This is a genomic window from Flavobacterium erigeronis, from assembly GCF_054075165.1.
Map to the genome: position 1 here is coordinate 14,194 of NZ_JBSKGP010000007.1, position 23,948 is coordinate 38,141.

At 34.6% G+C, this 23,948-nt stretch carries 22 protein-coding genes; 15 read left to right on the plus strand and 7 right to left on the minus strand.

Features of this window, described 5'->3' with window-relative positions; translation table 11 throughout:
- Window positions 1-74 precede the first annotated feature (74 nt).
- The 3 genes from rsmA (at window position 75) to proC (ending at window position 3,082) form a co-directional block, all read left to right on the plus strand.
- Window positions 75-860: a 16S rRNA (adenine(1518)-N(6)/adenine(1519)-N(6))-dimethyltransferase RsmA gene (gene rsmA, locus ACWA1F_RS14385; protein ID WP_456894485.1), complete on the plus strand. Its 786-nt coding sequence runs from the start codon at window positions 75-77 to the stop codon at window positions 858-860.
- On the plus strand, window positions 844-2,193 hold the full coding sequence (gene mgtE, locus ACWA1F_RS14390; protein WP_306153735.1) for a magnesium transporter: 1,350 nt from the start codon (window positions 844-846) through the stop codon (window positions 2,191-2,193). Before rsmA ends, mgtE begins: the two co-directional genes overlap by 17 nt.
- 112 nt (window positions 2,194-2,305) lie before the next feature.
- Entirely contained in the window at window positions 2,306-3,082 is a 777-nt protein-coding gene (proC, locus tag ACWA1F_RS14395) for a pyrroline-5-carboxylate reductase (protein WP_456894487.1), read from the plus strand.
- A gap of 416 nt (window positions 3,083-3,498) precedes the next feature.
- Here the strand turns inward: proC and nhaA are convergent, their stop codons facing one another.
- Window positions 3,499-4,635 (minus strand): Na+/H+ antiporter NhaA, encoded by a 1,137-nt coding sequence (gene nhaA / locus ACWA1F_RS14400; RefSeq protein ID WP_456894489.1) that lies wholly within the window; start codon window positions 4,633-4,635, stop codon window positions 3,499-3,501.
- A 309-nt stretch (window positions 4,636-4,944) separates the two neighbouring features.
- On the opposite strand from nhaA, the gene ACWA1F_RS14405 reads away from it, so the two are divergent.
- From ACWA1F_RS14405 to ACWA1F_RS14420, 4 genes are all read left to right on the plus strand, one after another.
- The gene (locus ACWA1F_RS14405) at window positions 4,945-5,892 is read left to right on the plus strand and encodes a 2-hydroxyacid dehydrogenase (protein WP_456894491.1); all 948 of its coding nucleotides are present in this window, start codon (window positions 4,945-4,947) and stop codon (window positions 5,890-5,892) included.
- A 192-nt stretch (window positions 5,893-6,084) separates the two neighbouring features.
- Entirely contained in the window at window positions 6,085-6,501 is a 417-nt protein-coding gene (locus tag ACWA1F_RS14410) for a DUF805 domain-containing protein (RefSeq protein ID WP_456894493.1), read from the plus strand.
- A gap of 16 nt (window positions 6,502-6,517) precedes the next feature.
- On the plus strand, window positions 6,518-6,796 hold the full coding sequence (locus tag ACWA1F_RS14415) for a TM2 domain-containing protein (RefSeq protein ID WP_125718214.1): 279 nt from the start codon (window positions 6,518-6,520) through the stop codon (window positions 6,794-6,796).
- A gap of 181 nt (window positions 6,797-6,977) precedes the next feature.
- Complete coding sequence (locus tag ACWA1F_RS14420; RefSeq protein WP_456894495.1) at window positions 6,978-7,337, plus strand: DUF805 domain-containing protein; 360 nt, start codon at window positions 6,978-6,980, stop codon at window positions 7,335-7,337.
- Window positions 7,338-7,393: 56 nt separating this feature from the next.
- Here the strand turns inward: ACWA1F_RS14420 and ACWA1F_RS14425 are convergent, their stop codons facing one another.
- Window positions 7,394-9,196, minus strand: coding sequence for a lysophospholipid acyltransferase family protein (locus ACWA1F_RS14425; protein WP_306153724.1), 1,803 nt, complete (start codon window positions 9,194-9,196; stop codon window positions 7,394-7,396).
- A 118-nt stretch (window positions 9,197-9,314) separates the two neighbouring features.
- Between ACWA1F_RS14425 and ACWA1F_RS14430 the strand changes: the two genes are divergently transcribed.
- The 5 genes from ACWA1F_RS14430 to ACWA1F_RS14450 all read left to right on the plus strand — a co-directional run bounded on the left by ACWA1F_RS14430 (window position 9,315) and on the right by ACWA1F_RS14450 (window position 13,052).
- The gene (locus ACWA1F_RS14430; protein ID WP_306153723.1) at window positions 9,315-10,076 is read left to right on the plus strand and encodes an exodeoxyribonuclease III; all 762 of its coding nucleotides are present in this window, start codon (window positions 9,315-9,317) and stop codon (window positions 10,074-10,076) included.
- Between the two features lie 131 nt (window positions 10,077-10,207).
- Entirely contained in the window at window positions 10,208-11,152 is a 945-nt protein-coding gene (locus ACWA1F_RS14435; protein WP_456894498.1) for an OmpA/MotB family protein, read from the plus strand.
- A gap of 147 nt (window positions 11,153-11,299) precedes the next feature.
- Window positions 11,300-11,551, plus strand: a complete 252-nt coding sequence (locus ACWA1F_RS14440) for a hypothetical protein (protein WP_456894500.1) — start codon at window positions 11,300-11,302, stop codon at window positions 11,549-11,551.
- Window positions 11,544-11,837, plus strand: coding sequence for a type II toxin-antitoxin system RelE/ParE family toxin (locus ACWA1F_RS14445; RefSeq protein ID WP_456894502.1), 294 nt, complete (start codon window positions 11,544-11,546; stop codon window positions 11,835-11,837). Before ACWA1F_RS14440 ends, ACWA1F_RS14445 begins: the two co-directional genes overlap by 8 nt.
- 177 nt (window positions 11,838-12,014) lie before the next feature.
- Window positions 12,015-13,052 (plus strand): aldo/keto reductase, encoded by a 1,038-nt coding sequence (locus tag ACWA1F_RS14450; protein WP_456894504.1) that lies wholly within the window; start codon window positions 12,015-12,017, stop codon window positions 13,050-13,052.
- 208 nt (window positions 13,053-13,260) lie between these two features.
- Here the strand turns inward: ACWA1F_RS14450 and ACWA1F_RS14455 are convergent, their stop codons facing one another.
- The 5 genes from ACWA1F_RS14455 to panC form a co-directional block, all read right to left on the minus strand.
- The gene (locus ACWA1F_RS14455; protein WP_456894506.1) at window positions 13,261-15,225 is read right to left on the minus strand and encodes a transglycosylase domain-containing protein; all 1,965 of its coding nucleotides are present in this window, start codon (window positions 15,223-15,225) and stop codon (window positions 13,261-13,263) included.
- Window positions 15,226-15,373: 148 nt separating this feature from the next.
- Window positions 15,374-16,735, minus strand: coding sequence for a DNA repair protein RadA (gene radA / locus ACWA1F_RS14460; protein WP_456894508.1), 1,362 nt, complete (start codon window positions 16,733-16,735; stop codon window positions 15,374-15,376).
- A complete protein-coding gene (locus ACWA1F_RS14465; protein WP_456894510.1) occupies window positions 16,735-17,889 on the minus strand; it encodes an alpha/beta hydrolase in 1,155 nt (384 codons plus the stop codon). The genes radA and ACWA1F_RS14465 overlap by 1 nt, the downstream gene beginning before the upstream one ends.
- A gap of 407 nt (window positions 17,890-18,296) precedes the next feature.
- On the minus strand, window positions 18,297-18,647 hold the full coding sequence (panD, locus tag ACWA1F_RS14470) for an aspartate 1-decarboxylase (protein ID WP_008465481.1): 351 nt from the start codon (window positions 18,645-18,647) through the stop codon (window positions 18,297-18,299).
- 14 nt (window positions 18,648-18,661) lie between these two features.
- A complete protein-coding gene (gene panC / locus ACWA1F_RS14475) occupies window positions 18,662-19,540 on the minus strand; it encodes a pantoate--beta-alanine ligase (protein ID WP_456894513.1) in 879 nt (292 codons plus the stop codon).
- A 77-nt stretch (window positions 19,541-19,617) separates the two neighbouring features.
- Between panC and ACWA1F_RS14480 the strand changes: the two genes are divergently transcribed.
- The 3 genes from ACWA1F_RS14480 to glmS are packed head-to-tail and all read left to right on the plus strand — an operon-like array spanning window position 19,618 to window position 23,938.
- The gene (locus tag ACWA1F_RS14480) at window positions 19,618-20,424 is read left to right on the plus strand and encodes a glycogen/starch synthase (RefSeq protein WP_306153700.1); all 807 of its coding nucleotides are present in this window, start codon (window positions 19,618-19,620) and stop codon (window positions 20,422-20,424) included.
- A gap of 22 nt (window positions 20,425-20,446) precedes the next feature.
- Window positions 20,447-22,078 (plus strand): DUF4270 domain-containing protein, encoded by a 1,632-nt coding sequence (locus tag ACWA1F_RS14485; RefSeq protein ID WP_456894516.1) that lies wholly within the window; start codon window positions 20,447-20,449, stop codon window positions 22,076-22,078.
- Window positions 22,079-22,087: 9 nt separating this feature from the next.
- Complete coding sequence (glmS, locus tag ACWA1F_RS14490) at window positions 22,088-23,938, plus strand: glutamine--fructose-6-phosphate transaminase (isomerizing) (RefSeq protein WP_456894518.1); 1,851 nt, start codon at window positions 22,088-22,090, stop codon at window positions 23,936-23,938.
- Window positions 23,939-23,948 lie beyond the last annotated feature (10 nt).

The window sequence follows — 23,948 nt, forward strand, 5'->3', positions numbered from 1 at the left end:
AAATAATTCAGTAGATGTAGAGCCTTTCGATAAAAAAGAATACTTTTGCAGCCTTCTGGCAAACAAGTAAGAAAATGGAAAAAGTAAAAGCCAAAAAACATTTAGGACAGCACTTTCTTAAAGATGAAAGTATTGCAAAAGCAATTGCAGATACTTTGACTTTTAAGGGATATGATGAGGTTTTAGAAATAGGACCAGGAATGGGTGTGCTTACTAAATACTTACTTGAAAAGCCAATTACTACACACGTTATTGAGATCGATACCGAATCTGTAGCGTATCTGGATGCTAATTATCCAAAATTAAAAGATAAAATTATCTCTCAGGATTTCCTGAAATACAATATAAACGAAGTTTACAAGGACAAACAGTTTGCCATTATTGGTAACTTTCCGTACAATATTTCTTCTCAGATTGTTTTTAGAACATTAGATCTAAAACATCAGATTCCAGAGTTTTCTGGAATGTTTCAGAAAGAAGTAGCCGAACGCATCTGCGAAAAGAAAGGTTCGAAAACATACGGAATTTTATCAGTTTTAGCGCAGGCTTTCTATGATACTGAGTATCTGTTTACGGTTGATGAAAATGTTTTTATTCCTCCGCCCAAGGTCAAATCGGGTGTGATGAGAATGACCCGAAAGGAAGATTACAGTCTTCCTTGTAGCGAAAAGTTGTTTTTTACGGTTGTAAAAACCGCTTTTCAGCAGAGACGAAAAACATTACGTAACAGTTTGAAAACATTAAATTTATCTGATAAACTGCGAGAAGACACTATCTTTGATAAACGTCCGGAACAGCTAAGTACAGAAGAATTTATTGAACTAACTCAAAAAATAGAAGCCGATGGAGTTCAAAGTTAGTAAAGAATTTATACTTCAATTAGAAGAACTGATTATTAGTAAAAACGACAATGAACTTGAAGTTTTACTGAATGATCTGCACCACGCTGATATTGCCGAAATCTTAGATGAATTAGATTTTGACGAAGCAACATACATCTTTAAGGTTTTAGATAGTGATAAAACAGCTGAAATTCTTCTTGAACTAGAAGAAGATCTGCGTGAAAACATCTTAAGCCGACTTTCGCCAAAGGAAATTGCAGAAGAGCTTGACGAGCTTGAAACCAACGATGCTGCCGATATTATCGCGGAACTTTCGCAGGAAATAAAAGCGGAAGTAATCTCGGAAATGGTCGATGTGGAGCACGCCAAAGACATTGTTGATCTTTTGCGTTACGACGAGAACACAGCCGGTGGTTTGATGGGGAAAGAGCTTGTAAAAGTAAATGAAAACTGGAATGTCTTAACCTGCGTTAAAGAAATGCGAATTCAGGCAGAAAATGTATCCAGAGTACATTCTATTTATGTAGTTGATGATGAAAACCGACTTAAAGGAAGATTATCACTTAAAGATTTACTGACTTCTTCTACTAAAACGCAGATCGGTGAGGTTTATATCAGGAAATTGAATTTTGTAAATGTAGATACAGAAGATGTTGAGGTGGCTCGTATCATGCAGAAATACGACTTAGAGGCAATTCCTGTTGTTGACGAACTCGGCCGTTTGGTGGGAAGAATTACTATTGACGACATTGTAGACGTTATCAAAGAAGAAGCCGATAAAGATTACCAGTTAGCTGCGGGTATTACACAAGACGTTGAATCGAATGACAGTGTTTACGAATTGACAAAAGCGCGCTTGCCATGGCTTTTAATCGGAATGGTGATCGAGATTGTGGCTTCTTTTGTCTTAAAAGGCAACGAAAGTACTTTTCAAAAATATTCGACTTTAATCATATTTGTGCCGTTATTATCTGCAACTGCAGGAAATATAGGTGTTCAGGCTTCGGCAATTGTTGTGCAAGGTCTGGCAAATGGAACGTTAAAAGATTTTAGCCGCGGTTATTTTACGAAAGAAATTACCGTTTCTATGATATCAGGAAGCATTATCTCTTTGCTTTTATTGTGCTATCATTCTATCATGTACCAGCAGTATTTGGTCGGATTTGCAATTTCGATTTCTATGATTGTCGTGATTCTTTTTGCTGCAACATTAGGAACTTTAGTCCCGCTTTTCCTTAACAAAAATAAAATTGACCCCGCAATTGCTACAGGTCCGTTTATCACAACAACCAACGATGTTTTTGGAATTATGCTCTACTTTGGGGTAGCTAATTTGATTCTTGGATTCTAGATTTTTGCCACAAATTAGTAGATTACAGTGATTTAAGATCTCTAAAATCTGCGTAATTTACAGGCGCAAAAAAAGCTGTTAATCAGCCAGAAATAAATTAAAGCCAACCAGAATGAAAGTACACATTATTGGAGGAGGAAACCTTGGGGTTTCTATTGCCTTGGGAATTGCTAAATTCTCGAAAAACAACCAAGTTACTGTTACAAGAAGAAACATTGCAAGTATTCAATATTTATCAGAATATGGCATTACTGTTTCTAACGATAATAAACACAACATCAAGGAAGCTGATGTTGTTATTTTAACCATAAAACCGTATCAGGTAGATACTGTTTTGGCAGAAATTCTGCCCGTTATTCAAAACAAAACTATTGCTTCGGCTGTAAGCGGATTGTCTTTGGACGTGCTTCAAACTAAAACCAACTACGAATATCCAGTAGTGCGCATTATGCCAAATATTGCGGCTCAGTTTGGAGAATCGGCTACTTGTATTTCTTTCCCAGAAAAGTATGCAGCAAATGCTTCGCCAATTGTCGATTTGTTCCAAGATTTAGGAACAGCTCCAGTAATTGATGAAAAACTAATGGATGCAGCGACAGTTTTAGGCGCATGTGGAACTGCGTATGCTTTACGTTATATTCGTGCGTCTATGCAAGCCGGAATCGAAATTGGATTTGATTCTAATACTGCTTTAGCAATTGCTGCGCAAACGGTAAAAGGAGCTGCGAAAATGCTTCTAGAAGAACGAGTGCACCCAGAACAATTAATCGACCGTGTAACAACGCCACAAGGCTGTACAATTGTCGGTCTGAATGAAATGGAGCACAATGGCTTTAGTTCGTCATTAATAAAAGGAATCAAGACTTCTTTGAAACAGATTAAAGGTTAGGTTTTAGAGAAATTCCAATATTTTAAATTCCAAATTCCAATTTTTATTGTTGGGATTTGGAATTTTTTTGTTTTTGCAAAATTGAAAAATTTGTTCTGAGGAACAAGGTCACGAACGATAGCGAAGAGACGGAGGAAATTACACTAGAAATTCGACAAAGAGTATCAAACATAGCCCAAGGTTTTAACCTTGGGTACGCATTGCAAATCACGTTGCGTTTAAATTGAAAGCGATTGCGAATCACGTTACGTTTACGTTGTGTACCCAAGGTTGAAACCTTGGGCTATGTTTGACAAAAATGAGAATAAAATAATAGTTTGCCACTCCGAGGAATTAGTAATTTCCACAAGTAGATCCACAAGGTTTTAAATTGGAATTTGGAATTTTTTAATTGGAATTTAAAAGAATATTGAAATTTACTTTCTACTCAATGTGTATTTCAAATAAACAAATCCCATAAATCCAGCTAAGAAAGAAGCAATAAGAATTGCTATTTTAGAAAAGACAATAATTTCAGGATTTTTGAATGCCAAAACCGTAATGAAAATGGACATAGTAAAACCAATTCCACCGAGCATTCCAGCGCCTAAAATATGCGCCCATTTTAGATTTTTCGGTAAAATGCATAAACCAGAAGTAACCCCCACTGAAGAAAAAAGTAAAATTCCAAGCGGTTTTCCTACTACAAGACCGAGAATAATTCCGTAGGTATTGACATGGCTTAAGCCTTCATGCCAGTTTTCGGTAATTGGTAAAGCGGTATTGGCAACTGCAAAAAGAGGTAGGATAAAAAAAGCGACTGGCTGATGCAGAAAATGTTGAAGTCTATACGAAGAGGTTTTTTCGCCTCCATCGCCAAACGGAATAACAAAGGCTAGAATCACACCTGTTATGGTAGCATGAACGCCAGAATTAAGCATAAAATACCACATTATGGCACCACCAATTAAGTACGGAATTAGATTGTGAATTTTCATTCGATTTAAAACAAAAAGCAAACACCAAATTCCAAGTGCGATTCCAAGATTTAAAAAAGAGATTGACGTGGTGTAAAAAATGGCAATAACGATAATTGCGCCCAAATCGTCAATAACGGCAAGAGCTGTTAGAAAAACTTTTAATGAGGCTGGAACTCTATTCCCTAAAAGAGATAAAATTCCAATGGCAAATGCAATATCGGTAGCCATCGGAATTCCGGCACCGTTTTGAGTTGTTGTTCCGTAGTTTAAAGCCAAAAATATTGCAGCAGGAACCAGCATTCCTCCAAAAGCAGCCATTATAGGCAGCGATGCGTTTTTAATATTTGATAATTCACCGTGGTAGATTTCCCTTTCCAACTCCAAACCAATCAAAAGAAAGAAAATCGTCATTAATCCATCGTTGATCCAATGTGTGATCGAATGCCCTGCAATATCTTTTTCCCAAAATGCAACATACGGAACTTGAAAAGATGAATTGGCAAGGAATAAGGATAAAAGCGTGACAAAGAGCAAGATAATTCCTCCTGATTTTTCGTTCTCAAAAAAGGCTTTAAAAGTCTTGGTTAATTTCATATAAAAATTTTGTGAAGTATTAATGAATAGGATATGAAAAAATCCCAATATCTTCAAAGTTAGAAAAAATCTACGAAGTGGAAAAGGAATAAACCATATATGGCTTATAAGTACATTTTAGCATACTTAAAAAAACTTATATGACTTGCATGGTTTAAAAAAAATCGACTAGACACTGCGGGTAAAAAAGAAAACAGCAAAGCAAAACTTAAAATAAACTTACATCACTTATATGGTTCAAAAACTTTTCACTTAAAATATAATCTTGAAGAATTACTGTATTTTTGTTAGATCATAAAATCAATAAAAATGAGTGTAAAAATTCTTCATATCGATAGTAATAATCCAATTCTTTGGAACCAATTGGAAGAAGCGGGCTTTGAAAATCACGCCGATTTTAAATCTTCAAAAGAAGAAATCGAAGCCAAAATCCATGATTATAACGGAATTGTAATTCGAAGCCGTTTCAAGATTGATAAGACCTTTTTAGATAAAGCAGCAAAGTTGCAATTTATCGCAAGAGTTGGTGCAGGTCTGGAAAGTATTGATTGTGAGTATGCTTCTGCAAAAGGAATTCATCTCATTGCGGCTCCAGAAGGTAATCGCAACGCTGTTGCAGAACATTCTTTGGGCGTTATTTTATCTTTATTTAATAATTTAAACCAAGCCGATGCCGAAGTAAAAGCAGGACAATGGAATCGTGAAAGCAATCGTGGTCATGAGCTGGATTTAAAAACAGTCGGAATTATTGGTTACGGAAACATGGGTAAAGCTTTCGCTAAAAAACTTAGAGGTTTCGAGACAGAAGTTTTATGTTATGATATCTTAGACAATGTTGGAGACGAAAATGCCAAACAAGTTTCTTTGGCAGAACTTCAAGAAAAAGCAGATGTTTTGAGTCTTCACTTGCCTTGGACACCCGAAACAGATAAAATGGTAAATGCAGTATTTATAAATGCATTTAAAAAGCCATTTTGGATTATAAACACTTCGCGAGGTAAAAATATTGTTACAGCCGATTTGGTTGAAGCTATGAAGTCGAAAAAGGTTTTAGGTGCCGGTCTAGATGTTTTGGAGTATGAAAAACTTTCGTTTGAAACACTTTTTCAAGATAAAAACACGCCAGAAGCTTTTCAATATCTTCTCGAAGCAAAAAATGTTTTACTGACGCCTCACATTGCAGGTTGGACTTTTGAAAGTCATGAACGTCTGGCTCAAGTAATTGTAGATAAAATTAAAGCGGTTTACGGCAAATAATAGCCTACAGCCTTTAGGTTTTAATAACGAGTTTTTTCCTGTGAATTTTATTTGGCAAGATTAGTTTTATTTGTTAATTTTTAATAATATTGTTTCCGAATTTTAAAGAATGAGTCTAAATAGGACGGTTTTTTGAAATTCGGAGAAAACCGAAAATCCCAAGAGTAGGCCAAAAACAAACGATTAAAAATTATGATTGAATGGTATAAAACAGCCATGTTTCAGAACTATGCAAACTTTAACGGAAGAGCTAGAAGAAGTGAATACTGGTATTTTCGTCTTGCTACATCGCTTCTTATGTTTGCATTTATTTTTTTAGGGCTAATATTATCTGCGGTTTTAGGTACAGAAATTGGTCTTCCAATTGCAGTAGGATTATTTTTTCTTTATTTGATTGCTTCTATAATTCCATCTTTGGCTGTTACAGTTAGAAGAATGCATGATTTAGGAAAAAGCGGATGGACTATTTTAGTTTCTTTTATTCCGTTGGCTGGACCTATCTGGATGTTGGTTTTGTTAGTAACAGAAGGAGAGCATGGAGAAAACTATTACGGTTTGGATCCAAAAAGTACCATTGAAGAAATTGATGAAATAGGAATTAATAATTAACTAAATATTATAAAAAATGGAAACTACAAAACCAGAAAGCTGGAATACTCCATCTCAACCAAGACAAGAGAACAAAAAAGTATTAGCAGGAATTATGGGAATAATTTTTGGATATCTAGGTGTTCATAAATTTATCTTAGGATACACTCAAGAGGGAATTATCCAAATCGTAATTACAATCGTGACTTGCGGAGTAGGAAGTATAATTGGCTTCATCGAAGGAATTATCTACTTGACAAAATCAGATGAAGATTTTTACCAAACTTACCAAGTTGGTAAAAAAGGCTGGTTCTAAAAGAAAACATATATTGTCTAAATCCCATTCAAATTTTTGAATGGGATTTTTTTATGTCCAATAATATTCAAGAATTTTATTTCTTCATCTTATCTTCATTTAAAGATCGTAGTATTGGAGGTTATTTCGGATACTAAATAATGTCTGAAAATAATCGAAGTAAGGATTTTAAAGAATGAATATGTTGAAGATTTACAAAAGTGTTTTTTTTGAAAACTATGCCAATTTTAAAGGAAGATCTAGAAGAAAAGAATTTTGGATGTTTTTCTTAGTAAATTGGGCTATAAGTTTTCTTCTAAGTTTAATTTCTCCTGAATCAGATTTATTTCTGACCATTTATTGGATCGCTATTTTTATTCCTTCAATTGCAGTTGCCATAAGGAGAATGCACGACATCAATAAAGAATGGTGGTATGTTTTAGTGCCGTTTTATAATGTGTATTTGTGGACTGTTATAGGCGATGAAGGAGAAAATAAATATGGCCCCGATCCAATTAGTGAATTGGAATATTTGATAGAACTAGGAAAAGATCTTAATTAAAAAAAGTCCCATTTACAATTCGTAAATGGGACTTTTGATTTTTATAGGAAAGAGTTTTAATCTTCTTTTTCAGATAATTTTTTTTCCAATTCAATTTGAAACTCTTCTATAACGGGTTTCATAGTGCTTTCTGGAATATCTGCGATTCGAATGTACATTAAACCATCAATAGCATTGTTGAATAAAGGATCGACGTTGAAAGCTACAACTCTTGCGTTTTGTTTGATGTATTTCTTAATTAAAACAGGCAGACGTAAGTTTCCTGGTTCTAATTCGTCAATAATTTTATCAAACTTATTCAAATCAGATTCTGCTTCATCGAAGATAAAATCTTTGTCGGCGTCTTTTAATTTTACTTTATAAGCCTTTTTCGGGTGAATGTACTGCGCAATATACGGATCGTAGTAATTGGACTTCATAAACTCAATCATAAGCGATTTGGAGAAGTCTGAGAACTGATTGCTGATACTTACACCACCAACCAAATATTTGTGCTCAGGATGGCGTAAAGTAGTATGGATAATACCTTTCCATAACAAGAATAAAGGCATTGGTTTTTGCTGATATTCTTTTACGATAAATGCACGTCCCATTTCGATCGATTTATGCATCATATCATGCAATTCTGGCTCAAATCTAAAAAGATCTGTTAGATAAAAACCTTCAATTCCGTATTTTGGATAAATTTCAGAACCTAATCCCATACGATACGCGCCCGCGATTTTTTTGGTTTCATCATCCCATAAAAACATGTGGTGATAATATTGATCGTATTCGTCTAAGTCAATAGATTCATTGGTTCCTTCACCAACTTCACGGAAAGTGATTTCGCGAAGACGGCCAATTTCGTGTAAAATATTCGGAATTTGTTTTGCGCTTGCAAAGAAAACTTCATAGTTTTTGCTTTGCAAAAATCTGCTGTCGCTATCTCGTAAAGCCTGAACTTCATCGATCAATTTTGATTCGTTGGCTGCAGTAACGATTTTTTTAGGCGCTTTTGTGATTTTCAAACTTGCGGTGTCAATCAGTTTGGTGTCTTTTTCAAACGGATTGGCAAGCATATAGGTTTTCTTTCTTAAGAATTCTGAGTATTCTTCAAAAGATTCGATTTCGTTTTGCTCGTTTACAGAAATTGGTTTTCCAATACGAACTTTTATTACTCGGTCTTTCTGCGTTAAAAGCTCAGACGGAAGTTTTGCAGTTCGTAAAGTGTCATCAATTTTAGAAAGCCAGTAGAATAATTTACTGTTTTTGGCATGAAAATAAATTGGAACAACTGGTACTTTTGCTTTTCTAATTAGCTTAATTGCACCTTCTTCCCAAGGTTTGTCAACTACCAATTTTCCGTCTTTGTAAGTCGAAACTTCACCAGCAGGAAAAATTCCCAATGGTTTTCCGTCGCTTAAATGGCGTAGCGTTTCTTTAATGCCGATCACGCTCGATTTTGCATCCTTATGGTTTTCAAAAGGATTAACCGGCATAATGTATTTTTTCATCGGAACAATTCTGTGTAACAGGAAGTTTGCAATGATTTTGAAATTTGGTTCTCTTTCAAGCATCAATTTCAAAAGCAAAATTCCGTCAATTCCTCCAAGCGGATGATTAGAAATGGTTATATACGCACCATCTTTGGGCAGACGCTTTAAATCTTCTTCTGGGATTTCGAACTTAATTTCCATTTCGTCCAAAATTCCATTCAAAAACGCAAGGTCTTCCAAATGTTTATTACGATCGTAAATTTTATTAAGGGTAGAGATCTTAAGAACCTTCATAAGAATCCAGCCAGAAAAGGTACCGAAAACTCCGTACTTTTCAACATTTATTGCTTTTGCAACTTCTTTCGCGGTAACTAAACCCATGTAGTACTTTTAATTTATTAGAACAGCGAACAAAGATAACAAAAAAGTCTACTTTTCGTTGTTTCCAAGACAAACTTTGCACTTTTTTATTACATTTGAAATCCTAAAAAAATCACTGATGAAAATTATTTCTTATAATGTAAACGGAATTAGAGCGGCAATAAACAAAGGGTTTATCGAGTGGCTGCAGCAAGCAAATCCTGATGTAATATGTCTTCAGGAAATAAAAGCAACACAGGATCAAATTCCCGTAGATGACATTACTGCAGCAGGTTATCCATTTCAATATTATTATCCAGCAAACAAAAAAGGGTATAGCGGAGTAGCGATTCTGTCTAAAACCAAACCGAATAATATTGCTTATGGAACAGGAATTCATCACATGGATTTTGAAGGCAGAAATCTTCGTGCAGACTTTGACGATGTTTCAGTTATGAGCTTGTATCTTCCATCTGGAACCAACATTGAAAGGCTCGATCATAAGTTTATGTTTATGGATGATTTTCAAACATATATTAACGAATTGAAATTGACGATTCCGAATCTAATTATTTGCGGAGATTATAATATCTGTCACGAAGCGATTGATATTCACGATCCTGTTCGTAACAAAACCGTTTCAGGATTTTTGCCAGCAGAGCGCGCTTGGTTGGATGCTTTTATGAAATCGGGTTTTATTGATAGTTTCCGTCATTTCAACAAAGATCCGCATCATTACTCTTGGTGGAGTTACCGTGCGGGAGCAAGAGGAAATAACAAAGGCTGGCGTATCGATTATAATTTGGTAAGCAACGCTTTAGAAGACAGATTAAAAAGAGCGGTTATACTTCCAGATGCTATGCATTCAGATCATTGTCCAGTTTTAGTCGAAATTGACTAAACTTTGGTATTGTTCTTGTTAAGTAAAATGCAGTTTAAATTTTAAGTGTGAATTCAGATTCTTGAATTTGGAATTTAAAACTTGGGATTTGACTAGTTTAGATTTTTAAATGCCAAAAAAACGAATTAAAGATGATTAAAAAAGCCTCTATCGGATTGCTAGCATTAGCTTTGTCCACAACGTCATGTGTTTCTAAGAAAATTTATAATGATTTAGAAACAAAATATTCAGACTTGAAGAAAGAGAACCGTTCTATTGCGGATGAAAATGAAAATTTGAAGAAAGCGAAGAACCAGTTGGAAATCGATCGTGATAAACTGACGAAAGATTTGGCAACTGCTAATGATGATTTGGCAAAACAAAAAGCAAATTTAGCTGCAGAGCAGAAGAAATATAAAGTATTGCAAGATTCTTATAATGCATTAGAGAAAAACAGCAACGATGCATTGGAGATAAACTTGGCTAAAAACCGTGAATTGCTAGCACAATTGGAAGCAAAAGGTAAAGCTCTTGCAGACGAACAAGCTCGTTTGGACAAAACAGCAAACCGTTTGAAAGAATTAGAAGATATGATTGCGGCTAAAGAAGAAGCAATGCGAAAACTGAAAGAAACTTTATCTAAAGCATTAAATGGTTTCGAAGGTAAAGGTCTGACAGTAGAGCAGAAAAACGGAAAAGTTTACGTTTCTATGGAAAACAAATTGCTTTTCAATTCTGGAAGCTGGGCAGTTGGAACAGAAGGTAGAAAAGCGGTTACAGAACTTGGGAAAGTTTTAGGAGACAATCCTGATCTTTCTGTCTTAATCGAAGGACATACAGATGACGATCCATACGCTGGCTCTGGACCAATTGCAAACAACTGGGATTTATCGACTAAAAGAGCAACGGCAATCGTAGCGATTTTAAGCGAAAACCCAAAAATCAATAAACAAAAATTAACTGCTGCCGGAAGAAGTGAGTTTTCTCCGCTTGCGAGTAACGCAACTCCAGAAGGAAAAGCTAAAAATAGAAGAATTGAAATTATCTTAACTCCAAGATTGGATGAAATTGCGGAGATGCTTAATAGCATTAATTAAGTGACAAAGGTTCAAAGTTACAAAGGCTCAAAGGTTTTTACTTTTGAGCCTTTTTTTAAATTCCAATAATGAAATTCCAAATTCCAAATTTTCCACGTAATTGAAATTTTAAATTTTTGTAACTTTGATTGATCAAAAATTAAAATCATGGGACTTCCTGAATTAAAAGATAAAATTAGACATCAAATGGATTTGGCTGATGAAAGAGTTTTGCGAATTGTTTCTTCGGTTTTTGATAGTTATTTGAATGATGTTGTTTCTTATGACGCATCAGGTAATCCATTAACATTATCTGAATATCACAATAAAGTGGAAGAAGGTCTTGCTGACATTAAATACAATCGAATAATTTCACAAGAAGATTTGGAAAAAGAGATGGAAGATTGGGATAATGAGTAAGCTTAAAATTTTTTGGAGTGCGAATGTCAAAGCAGATTTAAAGGATATTTATTTTCAATTAAAAGAAAAGTATTCAAAAGAAACGGCTCTAAAAATTAGAACAGAAGTACTTCAAGAAATAAATAAAATTGTTTTTCCAGAGCAATTTCAAACAGATGAATATCGATTAGATTGTAGAAGAATTATTATTAGAAAATATAAAGTTCTATATCAGAATACAGAAGATTCGATTTACATTATCCGCATTTTTAATAGTTTTCAAAATCCAGAAAAAAGTTTAAAATAAACATAAGGCTCAAAGGTTTTTTAATTTTGAGCCTTTTTTGTTTTTCTCCTGCAAGGTTTTCAAAACCTTACCAGAATACAAAACCTTTAGGTTTATTTAACTCTTGTCAAATTTTCAATTGCAAAATCACTTTGTACCTTTGGCACTTTGCAACTTTGAACCTATTTAAAGAAAAAGATGAAATACACTACATTACCCAATACCGATATAAAAGTCTCAAAAATATGTCTCGGAACAATGACTTTCGGGCAGCAGAATACAGAAGCAGAAGGACACGAACAAATGGATTATGGGCTTGAAAGAGGCGTAAACTTTTTTGACACAGCCGAAATGTATTCCGTTCCGGCGAGTGAAGCGACTTACGGAAGTACAGAAAAAATCATTGGAACCTGGTTTAAGAAATCAGGAAATAGAGATAAAGTTATTTTAGCTTCTAAAATTGCGGGTCCGAATCCGAATTTTGGATACATGCGTGAGAAACTGGATTTTTCCCCAGCAAGCATCAAGTTTGCGGTTGAGCAAAGTTTAGCAAGACTTCAGACGGATTATATTGATTTATATCAAATGCACTGGCCAGAAAGAAAAACTAATAATTTCGGAACGCGTGCATTTCACGGACATGATGATGTTTGGGAAGACAACTTTAGAGAAATCCTTGAAACTTTCGACGGATTAATCAAAGAAGGAAAAATTAAACATATTGGTGTTTCTAATGAAAATGCTTGGGGAATGATGCGCCTTTTGGAAGAAAGCAAATACAACAATCTGCCAAGAATTAAAACTGTTCAAAATCCGTATTCTTTGTTGAATAGATTATTCGAAGTGAATTCTGCTGAAGTTTCAAAATATGAAAATGTTGGTTTATTAGGGTATTCGCCTTTAGCCTTTGGGGTTTTGACTGGAAAGTTTTTAACTGGAGAAAGTCATCCGAAAGCGAGAATTAACCTTTTTCCACAATACAAACGTTACAATAGCGATCAATGTGCCGAAGCAACGAAATTGTATCTAGAAATCGCTAAAAAACATGGTTTAACGTTGACGCAATTGGCAATGGGATTTGTGTTAGCACAACCGTTTTTGACAAGCGCGATTATCGGAGCTACAACTTTAGAACAGCTAAAAGAAAACATTGATACAATTGATGTTGTACTTTCGAAACAAATCTTAGCAGAGATTGATGCTGTTCAGGCTATAATTCCTGATCCTGCGCCTTAATTTTTTTTTAGTCACTAAAGGCGCTTAGGCAAAAAGCTTCTTAATTACTTCGCGTCTTTGCAAGCAAATTTCTCTTTAGCTTTTATAAGCTTGATAATTTTAATCTCGCAAAGACGCGAAGGCGCAAAGTTTTTAATAAAATAACAAAGCCACAAAGTTTTTTTGTATTAAACTTTGTGGCTTTGTGCCTTCGTGGCAAACCTAAACTTTATAAGTCAAATTCATCATCAACCGCTAAAGAATCGGCTTTGATTGCTGTAGAATCTGGAGCTTTAATGCGAATTAAAGAACGGGCATTTCCAGAAATATAAACAGGCAATAATCCGATTGTGTCTTCAGGAACCAAAAGCCCTCTTCTAAACATCAGATTCTTCAAGAATTTCTGGTTTTTAATGGCGTAATCTTTCAAATTACCTTCGTCATTAAACTGATACATAAATTTTCTTGGTTTCGGAATAATAGTGGCCAAATACAAGCATTCGTCAACATTTAAAGCCGATGGACCTTTTTGGAAATAATAATGGCTCGCTTCTCCAATTCCGTAAACATTTGGCCCCCATTCAATAATATTGAAATAAACTTCCAGCATTCTTTCTTTGCTTACAATTCGGTTGTTTTCTAAAATGTAAACTAAAAGGATTTCTTCTAGCTTTCGCGAAAGCGTTTTTTCACGAGTAAGAAACACATTTTTAATCAGCTGCATGCTGATGGTACTTGCGCCGCGTGAGAATTTTTTTGTTCGAATGTTTTTCAGAATCGATTGCTTGAAAGCTTCGTTTATAAATCCGCGATGCGAAAAGAATGATGGGTCTTCAGTCGTTAAAACAGATTTTCTCAAATAAGGAGAAATCTGATCCAAAGGTGTGTAATTCGGATTCGCATTTCCAACTAAAATGGGTCTTTGTAAAACATTCTGAATAATGGCGCGATAAACAAATTCGCCGTTTAATTTATTCAAATCGGCTTCGCCATATTTGGTTATGCGTAAATCTTCTTTGTTTAGTTTACTGTCAAAAACTAAAGTATTCGGTTTGTTTTTATTGAATTTGAAATCCAATTTATAATCGAAATTTCCAGTGGCCTGCATCCCTTGAAAATGCGTAAACAATCCGTCGGGAAGCGAAACAATAAAATCCTGCGCTTTCATTTTCGGAATATCGACTTTCAAAGTATAAACCGTGTCTTTTTCGGTATCATAAGAAATATACGGACGCACTTTTATTTTGTTCAATTGCATAGTGGAAGAACTGTCGATGGAAATAAAGCTATCTCCGAGTAAAAATCGGTAATCAAAACGGGCATTTTTAATTACAACATCTTTGCTGGCGATTTTTGGGTGATTAATCGTAAGATTAGCAATCGAAGTATAACCGTCAATATGCAGTTCGCTACCGCTTTTATCAATATTTTGGACGTTTAATCGAATCGAATCGAAACTAGCCTTAAGATTGTATCTTTCGTCTAAATACGGCACACGAATGGCCCCAGTATCGAGATTAAAAAATCGAATATCAGCTTTCTTATTTCTCGGGTCTGCAAAACCTTTAATGTTCCAACGCTGATCAAAATCTTTTGCCTGAACATGAAGATTGGTTTCTAATTGTTTATTAGCTAAAACTAATTTGTTGACATCGATAAAAGTTTCTTTTCCGTTATCATTGATTTTGAATTGAAAATTTTTCAAATCCATATCGGTTGGAACGAGATTTAAAAGCTTCGAAATAATATTATAAGCAAACGAAGCATACTTGCGTTTTTCGTTCGGCTCCGTTTCGTCTTTTTCTCTTTTCAAGAAAGCATCAAAATTTCTTTTTTTTCCTTTTTTGACTAATTGAATATAGCCGTTATCAATTTTTAAAGTTCCAACTTGAACATCTCCAATTAGTAAACTGCTCAAACTGATGCTCGTTTCTACATTTTTGATTTTACAAAGAGTGTCAGCATTTATTGGAGCTAGAACTATATCTGTCAATTTTATAGTCGACAAACCGTCAAAAGAAGCCGATTTTACAGAAAAATTACTGTTGTATTGCACAGCCATTTTGTGCTCTACTTTGGCGATAGCTTGTTTTAAAAGCGAATCACGGAAATAGTATAGTCCGATGCAGAGTAAAATTATAATTACTCCAAGTATTTTTAGCGCTTTGAATATTTTTTGTTTTGGAAAATTCATAAAGTTGAATTTACAATATTTTTATAATGTTTGGTTAGCCACGAATTCACGAATTTGTTTTTTTCTTTTGCCACAGATTAAAATGATTAAAAAGATTAATCTGCGGAAATCCTTTTAATCTGTGGCGAAAAATTCGTGGCTAATAAAATTATCCGAAAAGAATACTTGCTACATCTTCAATTTTTGCCACCAATTCAATTTTGATTCCGGTATTTTTTAAAGCAATTTTGTTGTATTTAGAAACAAAAATAGTGTCAAAACCTAATTTTTCAGCTTCCTGAATACGTTGATCTACACGATTAACAGGTCTAATTTCGCCAGAAAGTCCAACTTCGCCGGCAAAACAAAAACCTTTTCCAACCGGAATATCTTCGTTTGATGATAAAATCGCCGCTACAACTGCCAAATCAATAGCAGGATCATCAACAGAAATCCCGCCTGTAACATTTAGGAAAACATCTTTTGCGCCTAAACGGAATCCGGCTCTTTTTTCTAAAACAGCCAAAATCATGTTTAAACGTTTTGCGTTATATCCAGTTGTGCTTCGTTGCGGAGTCCCGTAAACTGCGGTTGAAACTAATGATTGAATTTCGATCATTAACGGGCGCATACCTTCAAGAGTGGTTGCAATTGCGGTTCCGGAAAGTTCTTCGTCCTTATGAGAAATCAATATTTCAGACGGATTATTGACTTCTCTCAAACCGCTTCCAAGCATTTCATAAATTCCAAGTTCTGCTGTTGAACCAAAACGATTTTTCAGCGAACGGAGAATTCTGTAAACGTGGTTTCTGTCGCCTTCAAACTGAAGAACGGTATCAACCATGTGCTCTAAGATTTTCGGCCCGGCAATATTTCCGTCTTTCGTAATATGTCCGATCAAGATTACTGGCGTATTACTTTCTTTAGCAAATTTGATCAACTCAGCTGTTGTTTCTCTAATTTGCGAGATACTTCCGGCAGTAGATTCGATATAATCGGTATGCAAAGTCTGAATCGAATCAATAATCACCACTTCTGGTTGCATTGTTTCGATCTGCTTGAAAATGTTTTGTGTTTTAGTTTCCGTCAGAATGTAGCAGTTGTCGCTGTTTGGTGTGATTCTTTCGGCACGCATTTTTATTTGTTTCTGACTTTCTTCACCAGAAACATATAAAGTTTTATAAGGTAATTTAAGTGAAATCTGCAACAAAAGTGTGCTTTTTCCGATGCCGGGTTCTCCGCCCAAAAGCGTTAAAGAACCAGGAACAAGTCCGCCGCCTAAAACACGATTCAATTCGCTGTCAGTAGTGTCCATTCGAACTTCCTGAGCCGAATCAATTTCGGTAATTTTTAAAGGTCTTGGTGCTTTGCTTGTAGAAGAGGGTTCGCTTTTCCAAGCCACTTTTTCCTGTTTCTGGATAATTTCCTCGGCAATCGTATTCCATTCTTTGCAGGCATTGCATTGCCCTTGCCATTTGGAATATTGGGTTCCGCAGTTCTGACAAAAAAAGGAAGTTTTAACTTTTGACATTATTTACTTTTTTTAGCAAGTGTATTCATTTCGTCGATTTTCTCGTACATCAAATCTTTATTCAAATCGCCAATCGGCTCCATTTGAGAAGCATTTTGGTATTTTTTAGACGCATGTTTCGGATCTCCTTGTTTTTCATACATTAATCCTAACTCATATTCTCCTAACATGGCTTTTGGGTAATTTACATTTCCAATTTCGGCCATTTTTGATAGTTCACTGTAAGCATTCTTTTTTAAAATGATATTTTCTATTACTTTAAAATCGGTCATTCTTACTGGAATTTGCACTCCCATAACTTCAGACATGGTGTTGTACTTTTGTTCCAAATATTCTGCGTAACCCGATTCAAGAACTGCAATTTTTTCGTTGTATTCAGCAGAATTTATTGGTCGGTATACTTCAAAAATCTGGTATAATGCGCTCGGTATAGAATGCAATACTTCCGTATAATGCGTTGCGCCTTTAAAAACATCGTATTTATAATTCACTAACGGATTATTTGCAATTTTAATATTGCTGTTTAATTTTTCTATCGGTTCTTTTATTTTTTTGATATCACCTTCTCCAGCAGAAAGATAATAGTAGACAGGGCTTTTTATTTTAGCAAACTTTTCAGCAATACGCACTTCCATTTTTGGAGCCAATTCTGGACTTAAACAGATGTATGCATTGAAAAGCGGAATTTCTTTATACAAATAAAAATTAGCAAAACTTGCTGTTAAATCATGACCTGCAATAAGTCTGAAAGGCGAAGTGCGGTATTTTTTTTCAATATATGGAACTAATTCTGCTCCGATAAATTCGAAAAATTTTGCTCCTTTTTCAAAAGGAAGTCCTTCATTTTGGTCGATTGTTGTATCATCAAAGCGCTCTCCGTCTTTATTTTGATGAATTCCGATGATAATCATTTCTGGAATATCATCCCAATAAGAGCCGTAACTTATAGCTCCAGAAAACGGATCGAATAAATAATCTCCATCCAATAAATAAAGAACTGGATATTTTTTGTCTTTGTTGGCTTCGTAAGAAGCTGGAAGTCCGATCGTAATTCTACGCTCTTCTCCGAGTTTCTCCGATTTAATGTTGTCGAACGTTTTTTGGGCAAACGACGATAATGAAATTAAAAATAATAGTAGGTAAACTTTTTTCATGATTGGTGGCATTTCAGTGAATTGAAAAGTATTAAATATAGTATGGCAATATAATACTTTATTTGTTTCTTTTTATGAGAGAAAAAAGGAAAAAGGGTGTCAATACAAAGGTTGTGGAAAATATTTTTTATGGTATGTTTTTTTAACCGCAATCCCGATAGCTATCGGGAGCAAAGGTTTCTTTTGTGAGATTTTAATAGTAAAGAATAAAGTTCGCAAAGCTTTACCTTTACTGCTTTGCGAACTTTATTAATTTCTTAGATACATGTCGCGTAAAAAATCTTTGCGGTCTTTGCGGTAAAAAAACGATTAGTGTGTAAATCTTTTCGGATTTATACAAATGCAAAAAACTTTGTGCAAAAAGAGATTTGACAAAGTTGTTGATTTTTAAAATTAAAAAGAAAATCTTAGGTTAAAGAATTGTCATTTTCATTCGGGAAAATAATCCATGGCTTGAAGGTTTTTGCCTCTTCAAAATCCAATGTAGCATAAGAAATGATAATGATGATATCATCTTTTTGTACTTTTCTTGCTGCAGGACCATTTAAAGTAATTTCTCCTGAATTTTTTTCACCTTTAATAGCGTAAGTTTCAAAACGTTCGCCATTATTAATGTTAACAATAGACACTTTTTCGCCTTCAATAATGTTTGAAGCTTCTAGTAGCGTTTCATCAATAGTAATACTGCCAATATAATTTAAATCGGCTCCGGTTACTTTAACTCGATGAATTTTAGATTTTATAACTTGAATTTGCATGCTGCAAAGTTAGATTAATTTAATGAAATGGTGTCAATCAGTCTGATAGAATTAACAAATACTGCTATAAATGCGCGGTATTTTTTGCCATTCTCTTTTTGATTGATAGATAAAAGTGTTGATTCGTCAGCAATAACAAAATACTCTAATTCAAACTCTTTGTTGTCTTTGAAAGAATTTTCTACAAATTCGATTGTTTCTTCTGGACTTTGATTCTGGAAAATTTCTTTTGCCTGGCTTAAAGTTTTGTAAATAATAGAAGCATCTTTTCTTTCCTGTGCTGTTAGACGCTCATTTCGAGAACTCATGGCAAGCTGGTTTTCTTCTCTAAAAATCGGACAGCCGACAACATTAACGGGTAATTCCGTTTTTTCAACCAATTTTTTAACAATTTGAAGTTGCTGAAAATCTTTTTCTCCGAAATAAGCATTTGTCGGAGTTACGATTTCAAATAAGCGTTTCACAATTGTTCCGACGCCGTTAAAATGCCCAGGTCTGAATTTTCCTTCCATCTGGTTTTCTAATCCGTCAAAATCAAAAGTCTGCGAAACTGTATTTCCTTCATAAATATCTTCGACAGAAGGAGCGTATAAAATGATTTTATCACTTAATGTACGCATTTTCTTAATATCTTCATCAAGAGTTCTCGGATATTTTGCTAAATCTTCTGGATTATTAAATTGTGTTGGATTGACAAAAATGCTCACTACTGTGTCGTCGTTTTCTTTTAGCGAACGTTGCATTAAAGCCAAATGTCCTTGGTGTAAAGCGCCCATGGTTGGTACAAATCCGATGGTTGAATTTGCCGTTTTGATAGTTTTAAGATAGGCTATCAAGGCTGCTTTACTGTAGAAAATATGCATTGAGGTATTATTAAAATTTAGTGCAAACATAATATATTAGTTATAAACTGCATAAATTTTTGTAATTTTGCGACGTTTTTATTACCAAAATTAAGTAAAATACTATTATGAAAGATAAGAGGATATTATATGTATCATCTGAAGTCGTGCCTTATTTGGCTGAAAATGAGGTTTCTTTAATGTCTTATGACGTTCCGAAAATGATTAATGACCAAGGCGGTCAGATAAGAATTTTCATGCCAAGATATGGGAATATAAATGAGAGAAGACATCAATTACATGAAGTGATTAGACTTTCAGGGATGAATTTGGTAGTGAATGACTTAGATATGCCATTGATTATTAAAGTAGCATCGATTCCGAAAGAAAGAATCCAGGTTTATTTTATTGATAATGATGAATATTTCAAACGTAAAGCAACCTTTACTGATGAAGAGGGCGCTTTATATCCAGATAATGACGAAAGAGCAATTTTCTTTGCAAAAGGAGTTGTTGAGACGGTAAAAAAGTTAAACTGGGTTCCTGATATTATACATGTTCATGGATGGTTGGCTGCAATGCTTCCAATTTATATGAAACATTACTATAAACATGAAGCCTTGTTTTCTGAAACTAAAATTATTACTTCTGTTTACGGTCAATCATTTGATGAAAACCTAGATTTAGAAATGATCAATAAAGTTAAGTTTGATGGTGTTCCTCATGAAGCGGTTTCAGACTTAGAAGTTCCAAATTACGAGAATGTTTTAAAAGCCAGTATTTTACATTCAGACGGTGTAATTATTGCGTCAGAAAATGTTTCTCCAAGTTTAACAAAATTTATAGAATCTTCAGGAAAACCTTTTTTACCTTTCGCCGGGAAAGATGGGTTTGCTGATGCTTACACCAACTTCTATAGAACATTTGGACTTTAAATTTTAATTTTTATTATTAGACATGTATAAAACTTCTTTTATTAAGAAAGCTTTTTTAGCTGTAATTGCTATTTCTCTATATTCTTGCGACAAAGATTTTAATGCGATTGGTGATGGTTTGGTTGGTGATGATCATTTTGGACTTGAGGCTGAAAAATATGATGTTTTAGCATTTAATCAAGAAGTGACTCCAGTTCAGTCAAATAGCATGACGCCAAATGCTCTTGGTATTTTTGATAATCCGCTTTTTGGCACTACAACTGCAAATTTTGTAGCTCAAGTAGGACTTGCATCTTATGCTCCAACAATTGGTGAATCTCCTGTAATTGACAGTGTTAGAATACAGATTCCTTATTTCAGTCATATTACCGCTACTGATAATAGTGGTAATAATACGTACGAGCTAGATTCTATCTATGGAAATAAAAACGGGAAGCTGAAGTTAAGTGTTTATGAGTCTGGAATCCAGATGAGAAGTAGTTACTTTAGTGAAGGTGGTCAATTACCACAGTATTACTATACAGATCAAAATACTGAATTTAATAGTAAAAAAGTAGGGGAAAGATTAAATGATAATATTGCTAATAAGCTTGAAAATGACGAATTCTTTTTCAGTGCAGCAGAGTATAAAGATAGTATTACGACGGATGGTAAGAAAACAATCACAAGGGTAAAGCCTGAAATGCGTTTGCACTTAAACAAGAAGTTTTTTCAAGATAAAATATTAAATGCCCCTTCTTCTAAGCTTGCAACAGAAGATGTTTTTCAAGAATACTTTAGAGGTTTGTACTTTAATGTAGAAAGGTCTGGATCAAACCCTAGCAATATGGCATTGATGGATTTTAGCGCTGGAACGATTACAGTTTATTACAAAGCTAAAACAGCGTCTACAGCCGATGATGCCGCTGCTACCGAAAATAAGACTATTGTTTTGAATTTGAAAGGTGTTTCTTCAGCTACATCTGGGACAGTTAATTTTCTTGAAGATGCTCGAAACCCAGATTATGCAAGCGCTATAACGACCAATGTAAATAAGACAGAAGGAGACGAAAAACTGTATTTAAAAGGAGGTCAGGGATCTGTTGCAGTTATAAAACTTTTTAATCCAACAGATGTATTAAGCTATAATGCTGCAGGTGAACCAGTAAGTGGAGCAAATGGCGTTCCTGATCAATTGGATGAGATAAGAAGTAATGCTGTTGTCAAGAATTGGAAAGTTAACGAAGCCAATTTAGTTTTTAATATTGATGCTGAGAAAATGGCAAATACGGAAGAGCCTAATAGAGTGTATTTGTATGATTTGACAAATAATGCTGTTTTGGTAGATTATTCTGCAGATCCAACTTCTACTTATGGAGGATTAATTAGCGTAGGTTCTGATAAAAGAGGAAAAAGTTATAAAATTAGAATTACAAACCATTTCCGTAATCTGATAAAAGATGCTACGGCTAAAAATGTAGATTTAGGACTGGTTGTTTCTCAAAGCCCAATTGCTGTAGCATTTAATCCGTTGAAGAACAAAAATGAGATTATATCTGCAGCGCCAAGAACATCAGTTATGAGTCCTTTGGGTACAGTCATTTACGGCGGAAAATCTTCAGTTCCAGTTGATAAAAGATTGCAACTTGAAGTTTACTACACGAAACCAAATTAATAAATATATATGTGTGGAATTGTTGGATATATCGGTCACCGAGATGCCTATCCTATTGTAATAAAAGGATTAAAGCGTCTTGAGTACAGAGGATATGATAGTGCCGGCGTTATGTTGTATGATAACGAGTCGAGCATTAAAGTTTGCAAAACAAAAGGTAAGGTTTCTGATCTTGAAGCTAAAGCAAATGAAGGCTTTACAACAAACGGAAATATTGGAATTGGACACACTCGTTGGGCAACTCACGGGGTTCCAAATGACGTGAATTCGCATCCCCATCTTTCGAATTCTGGAGATTTAGCAATCATTCATAACGGAATTATTGAAAATTATGCGCCTTTAAAAGAGGAGCTTATTAAAAGAGGTTATACTTTTAAGTCAGATACAGATACTGAGGTTTTAGTTAATTTAATAGAAGAAGTTCAAAAGAAAGAAAATATTAAATTAGGAAAAGCGGTTCAAATTGCATTAAACCAAGTCGTTGGAGCGTATGCAATTGCTGTTTTTGATAAAAAAAATCCAAACGAAATTGTAGCGGCAAGATTAGGAAGTCCGTTAGCAATTGGAGTTGGGGAAGGGGAGTACTTTATTGCTTCTGATGCTTCTCCATTTATTGAATATACTTCTAATGCGGTATATTTAGAAGATGGCGAGATGGCAAATATCAGATTGCATAAGCCAATTAAAATTAGAAAAATTCAGGATGACTCTTTAGTAGATCCTTATATTCAAGAACTTCAAATGAATTTGGAGCAGATTGAAAAAGGTGGGTATGATCATTTCATGCTAAAAGAAATCTACGAGCAGCCAAGTGTAATTAAAGACACTTACAGAGGAAGACTTCATGCAAATGAAGGAATCGTTCAGATGGCTGGTGTTGAAGATAATCTGGAGAAATTCTTAAATGCAAAAAGAATCCTTATCGTTGCGTGTGGAACTTCTTGGCACGCAGGTTTAGTTGCAGAATATATCTTTGAGGAATTTACCCGTATTCCTGTAGAGGTAGAATATGCTTCTGAATTTAGATACAGAAATCCAATTATAAATAAAGATGACGTAGTTATTGCTATTTCTCAATCTGGAGAAACTGCAGATACTATGGCGGCTATTAAATTGGCAAAAGAAAATGGAGCGTTTGTATTTGGTGTTTGTAACGTTGTTGGTTCTTCTATTTCTAGAGAAAGTCATGCAGGTGCTTACACGCACGCTGGACCAGAAATTGGAGTAGCTTCAACAAAAGCATTTACGACTCAAATCACAGTTTTAACGATGATTGCTTTGAGATTAGGGAAAGCAAAAGGAACATTGTCAAATACAGATTTCCATACTTATCTTCAAGAATTAGAAATTATTCCTGAGAAAGTATCTGAAGCCTTAGAAACTGATGCTAGAGCTAAAGAAATTGCTGCAGCTTTTAAAGATGCGCCAAACTGTCTTTATTTAGGTCGCGGATATAATTTCCCAGTGGCATTAGAAGGAGCATTAAAACTGAAAGAGATTTCATATATCCACGCTGAAGGATATCCTGCTGCGGAAATGAAACACGGTCCGATTGCTTTAATTGACGAATTTATGCCGGTTATTGTTATTGCTCCTAAACAAGGGCATTACGATAAAATTGTAAGTAATATTCAGGAAATCAAATCAAGAAGCGGTAAAATTATCGCTGTTGTTACAAAAGGAGATGTTCAAGTTCGTGAATTAGCCGATTATGTAATCGAAATTCCAGAAACTTCAGATGCATTGTCACCATTAGTAACGACAATTCCATTGCAATTACTTTCTTATTACATTGCTGTAATGAGAGGTTGTAATGTGGATCAACCACGTAACTTAGCAAAGTCTGTTACGGTAGAATAGTTTATTTTTC